Here is an 11,764-nt window from a genome sequence, read left to right on the forward strand (position 1 = left end):
GGCGGCCCTGCACGCGATACCGGCGCACGGGGCGATCGGGTGGGATGCCAAAGCGCGGGAACACCAGATCGTCGGCAAGTGCCTGCGCCTGCGGCCGGTATCCGGGCCGTGGGGGCGACCTGAGTCCGCACGAGGGCGGCCGCGTCGACACGGCAAGCCTTCAGGGGCGGGCCGCGGGACGTGTCTTGCATCGTCCGGCGGCGGCGGCTGACCGGGAGTGACGGCCCCAACATAGTGGGGATGATGGATATCGTCAACACAAGATGCAGTAAAAGGCGCCGGCCGCGACGAACCGTCGCAGGATGCCGTGTTGCGTCTGCGCCGCCTTGTCGACGCCGCACGCATCCCCACTTCGATACAACCTCCACTTTCCGCGGAACATCCCCCATGCGCGCTGCCCAGTACTCCTCCTTCGGCGACCCGTCCGACGTCCTTGCCGTCGCCGAGGCCGCCCTGCCTGAACCTGGTCCTGGCGAGGTGCGCATCCGTACCGTGCTGGCCTCCATCCACAACCACGATCTGCTGACCGTGCGCGGCCTGTATGGCTACAAGCCGACGCTGCCGGCGATCGGTGGCAGCGAGGCACTGGGCGTGGTCGACGCGGTTGGCGACGGCGTCGAAGGCCTTCGGGTCGGTCAGCGTGTCGCTGCCGCCTCGGTGCACGGCACCTGGGGCGAAGCATTCATCGCGTCGGCACGGATGGTGATTCCGATGCCGGAATCGATCCCCGATGAGACCGCTGCGCAGCTGATTGCCATGCCGCTCAGTGCCCTGATGCTGCTGGAATTCCTGCATGTCGAGCCAGGCCAATGGATCGTGCAGAACACCGCCAATGGCGCGGTCGGCAAGTCGCTGGCGATGCTGGCGCGGGCGCGGGGTGTCCATGTGGCCAACCTTGTGCGCAACGCCGATGCGGTCGCGCAGCTGCAGGCGCTCGGCATCGATCATGTATTCGATACCTCAGTGGACGGCTGGAAGGACCGCGTGCGTGCAGTGACCGGTGAAGCGCAGGCGGCGGCCGCCGTGGATTCCATCGGCGGCGACGCCAGCGGTGACCTGGTCGACCTGCTCGGCCACCACGGCACGCTGGTGTCCTTCGGCGTGATGAGCGGCGAGCCCATGCGCATCCCCGCCGGAGGCCTGATCTACAAGGAAGCCACCGTGAAAGGCTTCTGGGGCAGCAAGGTCAGCCAGGCGATGGCGGTGGACGACAAGCGACGGCTGGTGGGCGAACTGCTGCAGCGTGCAGCCGGCGGCGAACTGACGCTGCCGGTGGAACAGGTGTTCGCACTCGACGATATCGCTGCGGCGGTCAAAGCCGGCGCAGGTTCCGGCCGCAACGGCAAGGTGCTCTTGCGGCCTTGACGGTCGGCCAACCGGGGTCAGATCCCTTTCCGCTGGAAAGGGATCTGACCCCTGAGAGGAATGCGCAGCACCGGTCGATAACAGGGCCAGTCACTCGTTAAGAACCTGTGATGTATAACTGAATGCGCTTTCGTCATTGGAAGGCGCAGGCGAGCGCATGCGGTACTGGCGGCTCCTCTTCTGTCCGGCGTTGTCGCTTCCATGTACCGCACCACCCTGAACCTGCTTGCCGGCGCCATCGCGCTGGGACTTACCGCCGGCGCTGCCGGCGCTGCTGAAACCACCGATACCGGCAAGGACAGCACCACGCTCGGCACCGTGCTGGTGACCGGATCCAACATCAAGCGCAGCGACACCGCCGGCCCCAACCCGGTGCAGATCGTCAGCCGTGAACAGATCGAACAGACCGGTCGCAGCACGTTGACCGATGTGCTGCGCAACCTGTCGGCCAATGCCGGCAACAGCTTCGACGAGCAGTACACCGGCAGCTTCGCGGCGGGCTCGGCGTCGATCGGCCTGCGCGGGCTGTCGCCGAAGAACACCCTGGTGCTGGTCAACGGCTATCGCGTGGCCAACTTCGGTTTCGCCCTCAATACCCAGGACACCTTCGTCGATCTCAATGCGCTGCCGATCAGCGCGGTCGAACGCATTGAAGTACTGAAGGACGGCGCCTCGGCGGTGTATGGCTCCGATGCCATCGCCGGTGTCATCAACATCATCCTGCGCAGGAACTTCCAGGGCGTGGAAGTGGGCGGCGGCTTCGGTACGGCCACCCAGGGCGGCCTCGACGAACGCAAGGCCAATCTGCTGGCCGGTTTCGGTGACCTCGAACAGCAGGGCTGGAACATGCTGTTCGGGCTGGACGTGCTCAAGCGCGATCGGCTCGACGCCGACCAGCGCGCCTATACCCGCAGCGGCGATTTCCGCGACAAGCCCGGTGGTCGCCTGGCCGGCTGGTCCACTGCCGGTGGCAACTGGCTGGCGAACCCGCGCGCGCCGCAGCCATTCTCGCCCTGCCCCGAGGGCAGCCAGCTGCGGCCCTACAGCGACTTCGGCAGCAGCCTGCCCGGCCAGGCCTGCGCGTTCAATGCGCAGCCATTCAAGACCCTGCAGCCCGGTGCCGAACGCCTGCAGGCCTCGCTGAGCGCGACCTACCGCTTCAGTGACAACGTCGAAGCCTTCGCCGACGTGCTCTACAGCCACAACAAGGCCGACCAGATCTTCAGCGCGCCACTGACCGTCGGCCCGGGCCTGCGCGCCTACAACCCCGCCACCGGCACCCTGCTCGACATTCCGGCAGTGCTGCCGGTCGGGCATCCGAACAACCCGGGCAGCGCTCCCCTGCCCTTCGAGTACACGTTCTTCGATCTCGGCCCGCGCCTGAAGGACAACACGCAGGTGTTCTACCGTGCATTGGCCGGCGTGCGTGGCCAGGGCGAGCGCTGGGACTGGGAGGTCGCCGCACTGACCTCGCAGAGCGAGCAGCGCGAGTACGTGGACAACTTCATCAACCGCTACGCGTTCGAGCAGATCCTGCGCGATGGCAGCTACAACTTCCTCGACCCGGCCAGCACGCCGGCCGCGCTTGACGCGCTGCGCCTGCAGACCAAGCGCCCGGGCTGGTACCAGCTGCACTCTCTGAACCTCAAGGCATCGACGTCGCTGTGGGAGCTGCCGGCCGGCGCGGTCGGCTTCGCCTGGGGCGCGGAGTTCCGGAAGGAATCGCTGGATGCACGGACCAGTGCGCAGGTGCTGTCCGGAACGGAGCTGCGGCCGGCGATCAACGTGGTCGATGGCGAGCGGCAGGTCAGCGCCGCCTACGCCGAGTTCAGCGTACCGTTGCATCGCACATTGGAACTGCAGGTCGCCGGACGCGGCGACCGCTACGACGACTTCGGCAAGGCGTTCTCGCCGAAGTTCGCGCTGCGCTGGCAGCCGCTGGACAGCCTGCTGCTGCGCGGTTCGTTCTCGCGCGGTTTCCGCGCTCCCTCGCTGCCGGAAATCGCACCCGGGCAGACGGTCAGCTACGGATCGGTGATCGACCCGCTCGACCCGTTGCAGCCCGGTGGCAGCCGCGGTGTCACCAACATCCGCACCGGCAATCCCGACCTGAAGGCCGAGCGCTCGCGCAATCTCAACGTTGGCGCGGTGTGGTCGCCGGACGCTGACAGCAGCATCGGCCTGGACTGGTACCGCATCGAGCAGGACAACCTGGTCAAGCCCGACAGCGCACAGTTCATCGTCGACAATCCCGCCCTGTTCCCGGGCCGGGTCCAGCGCGATGCGCAGGGCCGCATCCAGTTCATCACCAACCAGTATGCCAACCAGGGGGAGCTGACCACGTCCGGTCTCGACCTGGAGGCCAGCCGCACCTTCCGCACCGACGGCTGGGGCAACCTCACCCTCGCCGGCAGCTGGACCCATCTGCTCAGCTTCAAGCAGCCCCTGGTAGCCGGTCAGGCGCCCTATGACGGCGCGGGCAACAACCGCCACGGCGCGCTGCCGCGCACCCGCGGCACCACGTCACTGAACTGGGCGGTGGGCGACTGGAACAGCACGCTGAGCCTGCAATATGTCAGCGGCTACGACCAGCGGGTCGCGACGGCCACCAGCAACCCGGGCCTGCGCGATCGCGTCAAGCCCTATCACCAGCTGGACCTGTACGTGGCGTACGAAGGCATTCCCAACACCACGCTGTCGCTGTCGGTGCTGAACCTGACCGACAAGGACCCGCCATTCGACCCGGCGGGCGGCTCCAACGGCTTCGACATCAGCCAGTACAACCTGCGCGGCCAGTTCGTCACGGTGGGGGCACGCTACCGGTTCTGATGCGGAAACTGCACATGTAGCGCCGAGCCCATGCCCGGCTGCTTTACCGGCTTGATGGAGCCGAGCGTGGGCTCGGCTCCACGGAGTGTGCGGACCAACGGTCCGCACCCATCGCAGCGGTCGTGCATCACCGGCTCAGGTGCAGGAACTGCAGGTGCCGCTCGTACTGGCTGATGATGTCGTTGATGATCTGCTTGCGGCTGTATCCGACCAGGTCGTAATCCTGGCTGCCTTCGAACAGATGCACTTCGGCGCGGTAGTAGCGCTGGTTGCGCAGCTGCTGGGCGGCGAACGACGGCGTCAGGTAGCCGCGGAGGATCACCCGATACAGGAAGTCCTGCTGCTCGCCATGGTTGACCGAAAGTTCCATGTCGCCGGCTTCGATGCGGGTATGTACGTCCCAGCCCTGTTCGCGCAGCTGCTCGGCCACGGCTTCCATCGCCGGTTTCACCGTGTCATCCATGAAGCGGTAGACCTGGTCGCGCACCGGGAAGTGCATGGCCTGCGCAAGCCGCTGGCGCCAGCCCTGGTGGTGGCGATCGTCGCCGATCAGCGGCGATGGCCGGTACTGCAGCGCGCGCTTGCGGTGCGATTCGTCACTGAAGGCTCGGGTGAGGCCCCACATCATCAGCAGCAGCACCGCCGAGAATGGCAGCGACGCCAGCACCACCGCCGACTTCAACGCATCGATGCTGCCCGCCAGCAGCAGGCCTGCGGTGAGCACGGCGATCACCGTGCCCCAGAACACGCGCAGCCAGCGCGGGCCATCGTCTTCCGGAGCGCCGCCGTGCGACGACAGCGTGGACAGCACCACCGCGCCCGAATCGGCCGATGTCACGAAAAAGATGAAGCTGACCAGCACGGTCACCGCGATCACCGTGCGGCTCCACGGATAACCATCAAGCAATGCGTACAGCACGGTCGGTGGGTCATCCACGGCCAGCTGTGCCAGCTGCTGCTGGCCATGGTGCAGCACCTGGTCCAGCGCGCTGTTGCCGAAGATCGACAACCAGGCCAGGGTGAAGCCGAGCGGAATCAGCAGCACGCCGAACACGAATTCGCGAATGGTACGTCCGCGCGAGATGCGGGCGATGAACAGGCCGACGAACGGCGCCCAGCCGATCCACCAGGCCCAGTAGAACACCGTCCAGCCGCCCAACCATGCCGGCCGTCCGCCATAGGCGTACACGTCAAAGCTCTTGCCGACCACGCTGCCCAGATAGTCGCCCAGGTTCTGCATCAACGTGCCGAACAGGTATTGGGTGGGCCCGGCGAACAGCATGAACAGCACCAGCGCGATCGCCAGCAGCATGTTGATGTTGGCCATCCAGCGGACCCCCTTCTCCACGCCGGACACTGCCACGGCCACCGCCGCCCCCATCATGCTGGCGACCAGGGCGATCTGCACGAAGTTCGAGTGCGGGATGTCGAACAGGTGCGACAACCCGGCGTTGAGGTGCAGGACACCGAAGCCCATGTCGGCGCCGATGCCGAACACGGTGGCGACGATGCCCAGCGCATCCACGGTGTAGCCGATCGGGCCGTTGATGCGCTTGCCGATCAGCGGATACAGCGCCGAGCGCAGCGCCAACGGCAGGTTGTGGCGATAGGCGAAGTAGGCCATGGCCATTGCCGCCAGCGCGAACACGCCCCAGCCATGCAGGCCCCAGTGCAGGAACAGCAGCTGCATGGCCTGGCGCGCGCCGGCCTCACCGGCGGCGGGATCGCCCTGCGGCGGCTGCAGGTAATGGGTCAGCGGCTCGGAGACACAGAAGAAGAACAGGGTGATGCTGATACCCGCGGCGAACAGCATGCCCGCCCAGGAGAGATAGCTGAACTCGGGCTCGTCATGGTCGGCACCGAGCTTGATGCCACCATACTTGGACAGCGCCACGCCGACCACGAACACCAGATAGAGGGTCATCGCCAGCAGGTAGTACCAGCCAACGTTGAGTGCCGCCCAGTCCTGTGCGCTGAGCAGCAGGCGACCGGCACCGATCGGATAGAGGCTGACGAACAGCGCGAACGCCACGACGATGATCGCCGCGAAGGCGAATACAGGCCGCAGGGTGCGCACCGGGGATTGTTGCGGCTCCAGGGCTTCCACGGGGCGGCGTTCTCCGGTCGATCAAAGAGTGAGCCGGCGGATTCTGGCTGAACGGCGGTGGACGCAGGATGAAGTGCTGTCGCGCGATGACAGCACAGGGACAGCACGCGCGTGGTATCACGCGCGCGCCGCGAAGTTCAGCGCATCACGTGCACGGCGCACAACTTGTTGCCGTCGGGATCGCGCAGGTAGGCCAGGTACAGCTGCCGCCCGGCCTTGTGGCGTACGCCCGGTGGATCTTCGATGGCGCTGCCGCCGTGGGCGATGCCTGCGTCCTGCCAGGCGTGCACTGCCTGCGGAGTCTCCAGCGCGAAACCAATCGTGCCGCCATTGGCGTGGCACGCCGGCTGGCCATCGATGGGCGGGGTCACGATGAACATCCGCCCGTCCTTGACGTAGACCAGTCTTCCATCTTCATCGGTGATGCCCGGTCGGCCGCCGATGGCTGCGAACAACGCGTCGTAGAAGCGGCGCGAGACCGCAAGATCATTGGAACCGACGGTGATGTGGCTGAACATGGCGGCACTCCGTTGCGGAAAAACCGCAGTGTCGGACAGCGCGCTCCGGTCTGCAATCGTCGCCGCTCATGCGGTACAGAGCAGAAGCACCGCCCCCGTCACCAGTGCAATGCCGATCCAGCCGATGGGCCGCAGGCGATTGCCGAACAGCAGGCGCCCGCAGGCAGCGGTGCCGATCACGCCGATGGCACCCCACAGCGCATAGGCCGTGGCCAGGTCCAGGTGGCGTACTGCCTGGCCCAGCAGCGCGAAGGCGATCCAGACCATGACAACGGCACCGACACCCCAGTGCCAGCGGCGGAAGCCTTCAGACTTGGCCACCATCATGTTTGCCGCGACGTCGATCAGTGCGGAACAGATCACGAAGAACAGTGCCGTTGTGTTCATCAGTGCGCCTCCCCAAGGGTGACGCAGACAATGCCGGCCACCGCCAGCAGCAGGCCGGCCAGCTGCTGCATCGACAGGCTCTCGCCGAACACCGCAATGCCGACCAGGGTCAGCAGGGTCAGCCCCAGCCCCTCCCACACCGCGTACGCAACGCCGACCGCGATGCGCCGTACCGACAGCGCCAGGAAGTAATAGGACAACGCCAGCGCCCCGGCCATCACCAGGTAGCCGGTCCAGCCACCGGCGCGGGCGGCATGGGCCATGAAGGACGTGCCGACCACTTCGGCGACGATCGCCACGGTCAGGCAGGCCCAGGCAATCAGGGGGCCTGGGGCGGGAACACGACGGGTCATGGGAAAACTCCAGCAGGATTCACAGCGCCCGCTGACAGGGGCGATGGCGTCCAGTATCATCGCCCTTTACGATGGATAAAAAATGGAATCCATCGACATGAGCGATGGATCGATGCCCTACTCTCCTGAATCCCTGCAGGCGTTCGTCGAGGCTGCCGCACTGGGCTCCTTCTCGGCTGCTGCGCGGCGCCTGCGCAAGACGCAATCGACGGTCAGCACCGCCATCGCCCATCTGGAAGCCGATCTGGGCGTATCCCTGTTCGACCGCAGCGGGCGCTATCCGCAGCTTACCGACCCGGGGCGGCAGGTGCTGGGCCATGCCCAGGAAATCCTGGCTGCCGATGCGCGCCTGCGGCAGCTGAGCGTGCGCCTGGCTGCACCTGTCGAACCCCGGCTGACGGTGGTGTTCTCCGATGTTTACCAGCTGGACCCGGCGCAACAGGTGCTGCAGCGTTTCGCTGAAGCCTTTCCCGAAATCGAACTGGAGTGGCTCGACGCTGAAGGGCACGATGTGCTGGAACTGGTCGGCAGCGGCCGCGCCGGACTGGGCCTGCTGCCTCGCCAGGAGCGCTATCCGGATGCAGTGATCGCACAGCCCCTGGCCCATCACAGCGAGCTGGCGGTGTATGTCGCGCACGGACACGCACTGGCCGCGGCCGGTGCGCGCGCCGCAGCGCAGCTTGCCCGCCATCGGCAGATTCGCTTGAGCGCACAGGTCGATCACGCGCGTGCCGTCGCCGGCCCGGCCTGGACCGCATCGGACTACCTGATGGTGATGGAAATGGCCGAGGAAGGCATCGGCTGGGCCGAACTCCCGAGAGCGCTGGTGCAGCGCTACGACCGCGGACACCTGGTGGAACTGGCCCTGCCCGGTTGGCCGCGGCGCATCCACAGCGACCTGGTATGGCGACGCGACACGCCGCCCGGGCCGGCCGCACTGTGGTGGGCCGACGCGCTGCGGTAGCGCCGGGCCGTATCGGCCCGGGATGTATCAAGGTTGTTGCAACCGCAGCCGCGCATGGGCTCGGCACTCCCCCTCAGCGATGTGCCAGTGCGTAGTCCAGCGCGGAGCAGACCGCGGCCACCTGCGCGTCGTTGCACTGCTGCGGCGTGGCGCGCGGGCTGTCCGGGTAGACTTCGGTGGTGGTGGTGTACGGCGCACCGGTGATGCCGGCACAGAGGGCCAGTTCCACCAGCGGGTACTCGATCACGCCATGGGCCACCACCGGAGAGCCGATGATCTCGCCCTTGTCGTCGGCCGGTGCAATGTGGGTCACCTTTTCCACCGCCGCGATCACGGCCTGCTGGAACGCCGGCTGCGGATTGGCGCTGTCGTCCACCAGGTAGAAGCCATCAGGAATCAGGCCCGGTTCGAACGGCTTGCCGTCGCGCGCCGCCAGCGCAGGGCGGAACTCGCTTTCATCGCTGTCGGTGGTCTCATGCAGATCGATGTGCAGCACGAACTGGCCCTTAAGGGGTTCGATCAGCTCGATCAGCGCGGTTGATTCGCGAGCCGGACCACCGGCACGGAAGTTGCGGTTCGGATCGATCGCGTCGAAGTTCCAGCGGTTGATGCGCTCAAAACCCCATGGGTTGACGCACGGTGCCACCAGCAGGTTGGCCTTGCCCGCGTAATCGGCCGCGTGCTTTTCAAGGAACTCCAGGGCACCCATCACGCCACTGGTTTCGTAGCCGTGCACGCCGCCGGTGACCAGCGCCGCCGGCAGCGCCGGGTTCCAGTCGCGGCTGCGCAGGGCGAACAGGGTATAGGTCTCTCCCGCGTAGTCGAGCTGGCCGTAGGCCACCTTGTCGAAGCGCGCTGCCAGTGCCTCGATGCGCGGCAGTACTTCCTCGTCGTAGCGGCGCAGGCGCTGCTGGCGCGCACGCCACTGCTCCCGTTCCGCCGCTCCCCACGGCTGGCCAGGGGTTCCGACGGGATAGAAGACAGCTGCAGGCATGACGGATCTCGGTGAGTCAGGAGGCAATCATTCACTTTACCACCCGACCCCGGAGGCCATCTGCCCTCGATTCCATTCACGAATGGAATCAGCAATAATTCTCATTTACCACCTCCCCTGTGCCGTCCAGATGCCCCTCCGCACCCCGAAACCGGCCCAGCTGCCCTTGGTGGCAGCCCTCGCCCTGTGCCTGATGCCCCTTGCTTCGGCCCTCGCCCAGGACGCCCCGACCACGCTCGACAGCATCCAGGTCTCCGGCAGTTGGCTGGGCACCGGCCTGCATGACAGCGTCAAGAGCTTCGCCGGGGCACGTACGGTGGTCGATCGCCAGCGCATCGAGGCCAGTGGCGCGACCAGCATCGGCGACGCCATGCGCCGCATCCCCGGCGTGCAGGTCACCGACAACTCCGGCACCGCCGGCAGTTCGGTGTCGCTGAACATCGGCGTGCGCGGCCTCACCGGCCGCTACTCACCCCGCTCGACGGTGCTGCTGGATGGCGTGCCGCTGGCCGTCGCACCCTACGGCCAGCCCCAGCTGTCGTTCGCGCCGGCCAGCCTGTCCAACATCGAATCGATCGACGTCGTGCGCGGCGGCGGAGCCGTGCGTTACGGGCCGCAGAACGTGGGCGGCATCATCAACTTCAGCACCCGCGCCATCCCGCAGCAGAGCGGCCTGCACGGCGAGGTCGGGATCCGCTACAACGCCCATGACCATGGCGGCGGCGACAGCACCCAGTACAACACCTTCCTCGGCGGCACCAGCGACAACGGCCTGGGCGTCGCCCTGCTCTATTCCGGCCAGGACGGTCGCGGCTGGCGCGAAGGCAGCGACGACCGTTTCAACGATCTGGCACTGAAGTTCGCCTACGCCATCGACGACCAGCAGACGCTGCGTGCCAAGCTGTCCTACTACGACGTCCGCTCGCTGACGCCAGGCGGCCTGACCCGCGCGCAGTACGAGGCGGATCCGTTCCAGAACACGCGTCCCGATGACTTCTGGAAGGGCCACCGCACGGGCATCGATCTGGGCTACACCCACACGTTGTCCGACACCAGCGAGTTCGAGGTACTGGCCTATTACAACGAGAGCACCCGTGCCAGCTCGCTGATCAACGCTGCCAACACCCAGGTGAGCGTGCAGCCGCGCGACTACCGCGTGCTCGGCATCGAACCGCGATACACCCAGCGCCTGCACTGGGGGGCAAGCGTGCACGACGTCACCGCTGGCTACCGCTTCCTGCGCGAGCGCGGCAACGACCGCAGCTACACGGTGACCCGCCGCACCGGCGCCGCAAGCCCCATCAACCGCTTCGACAATGCCACCGACGCCCACGCCTTCTATCTCGACGACCGCATCGCCATCGGCCAGTGGCGGATCACGCCGGGGGTGCGCATGGAATGGATCGACATGGACCGCCGCCAGGCCGATGGCGGCACCACCTTCAGCAGCCGCAACGACAAAGCCCTGCCCTCGCTCAACGTCGCCTACCTGTTGACCCCGCAGCTGACCGTGTTCGGCAACTACACCACCTCGTTCGGGCCGGTGCAGAACATCCAGCTGAACTCGCAGACCGCCAGCAATCCGCTGAATCCGGAGGTGGCCAGGACCACCGAGCTGGGCGCCCGCTGGCAGGACGGCGCACTGCGCGCGGACGTCACGGTGTTCAGGATGCGCTTCGACAACCAGATCCTGCAGGTGCCGGGGATTACCCCGCCCACCTTCCAGAACATCGGTGCGACCGACCACAAGGGTGTGGAAAGCGCGCTCGAATACCGCTTCGCCGAAGACAGCGTGCTGGCCGGACTGGAACTGTACGCCAACTACACCTGGACCAAGGCGATCCAGCAGTCCGGTGACAACCGCGGCCGGGACGTGCCCTTCTACTCGCGCGACACCGACAGCATCGGCGCCCGCTATGCGCTGTCGGCCTGGACCTTCAATGTCTCCAGCACGCACCAGAGCGGCCAGTTCTCCGACGCTGTCAACACCTGGCAGGAAAGCGCCGATGCACGTGTGGGCCGCGTGCCGGGGGTGCGGCTGTGGAATGCGCAGGTGGCCTGGCAGGTTCCGGGGCTGGGCGACAGCGAGATCACGGCCGGCGTGAACAACCTGGCCGACAAGCGCTGGTACACCCGCAATGTCGACGGCAATGCCGGGCGCATGGTGGCTGCGCCACGCACCTTCTACCTGCAGGGACGCTACCGCTTCTGATGCGGTAAATGCCCGATGCGGTGACGGTGGCGATC

At 66.7% G+C, this 11,764-nt stretch carries 9 protein-coding genes; 4 read left to right on the forward strand and 5 right to left on the reverse strand.

The annotated features are described in order from the left end of the window. Positions 1-387 precede the first annotated feature (387 nt). Entirely contained in the window at positions 388-1,365 is a 978-nt protein-coding gene (locus tag ACZK08_RS11485) for a zinc-binding dehydrogenase (protein ID WP_065182936.1), read from the forward strand. Positions 1,366-1,566: 201 nt separating this feature from the next. Next, a complete protein-coding gene (locus tag ACZK08_RS11490; RefSeq protein ID WP_065175233.1) occupies positions 1,567-4,194 on the forward strand; it encodes a TonB-dependent receptor in 2,628 nt (875 codons plus the stop codon). Between the two features lie 127 nt (positions 4,195-4,321). Here ACZK08_RS11490 and betT read toward each other — a convergent pair whose 3' ends face one another. The 4 genes from betT to ACZK08_RS11510 all read right to left on the reverse strand — a co-directional run bounded on the left by betT (position 4,322) and on the right by ACZK08_RS11510 (position 7,559). After that, positions 4,322-6,301, reverse strand: a complete 1,980-nt coding sequence (betT, locus tag ACZK08_RS11495) for a choline BCCT transporter BetT (protein ID WP_065182937.1) — start codon at positions 6,299-6,301, stop codon at positions 4,322-4,324. Positions 6,302-6,438: 137 nt separating this feature from the next. Next, positions 6,439-6,819 carry a VOC family protein gene (locus ACZK08_RS11500; RefSeq protein WP_065182938.1) on the reverse strand — a complete coding sequence of 127 codons (381 nt, stop codon included), beginning with the start codon at positions 6,817-6,819 and terminating at the stop codon, positions 6,439-6,441. Between the two features lie 66 nt (positions 6,820-6,885). Continuing rightward, entirely contained in the window at positions 6,886-7,206 is a 321-nt protein-coding gene (locus ACZK08_RS11505; protein ID WP_065182939.1) for a DMT family transporter, read from the reverse strand. Continuing rightward, positions 7,206-7,559: an SMR family transporter gene (locus tag ACZK08_RS11510; RefSeq protein ID WP_053517832.1), complete on the reverse strand. Its 354-nt coding sequence runs from the start codon at positions 7,557-7,559 to the stop codon at positions 7,206-7,208. Before ACZK08_RS11510 ends, ACZK08_RS11505 begins: the two co-directional genes overlap by 1 nt. A gap of 112 nt (positions 7,560-7,671) precedes the next feature. On the opposite strand from ACZK08_RS11510, the gene ACZK08_RS11515 reads away from it, so the two are divergent. After that, on the forward strand, positions 7,672-8,523 hold the full coding sequence (locus tag ACZK08_RS11515; protein ID WP_065182974.1) for a LysR family transcriptional regulator: 852 nt from the start codon (positions 7,672-7,674) through the stop codon (positions 8,521-8,523). 73 nt (positions 8,524-8,596) lie between these two features. On the opposite strand, the gene ACZK08_RS11520 is transcribed toward ACZK08_RS11515, so the two are convergent. Then, on the reverse strand, positions 8,597-9,517 hold the full coding sequence (locus ACZK08_RS11520; protein WP_111185920.1) for a M14 family metallopeptidase: 921 nt from the start codon (positions 9,515-9,517) through the stop codon (positions 8,597-8,599). A 130-nt stretch (positions 9,518-9,647) separates the two neighbouring features. Here ACZK08_RS11520 and ACZK08_RS11525 point away from each other — a divergent pair, with 130 nt between their 5' ends. Continuing rightward, a complete protein-coding gene (locus tag ACZK08_RS11525; RefSeq protein WP_065182941.1) occupies positions 9,648-11,729 on the forward strand; it encodes a TonB-dependent receptor family protein in 2,082 nt (693 codons plus the stop codon). Positions 11,730-11,764 lie beyond the last annotated feature (35 nt).

Source organism: Stenotrophomonas sp. 112478_Sma (genome assembly GCF_056479905.1).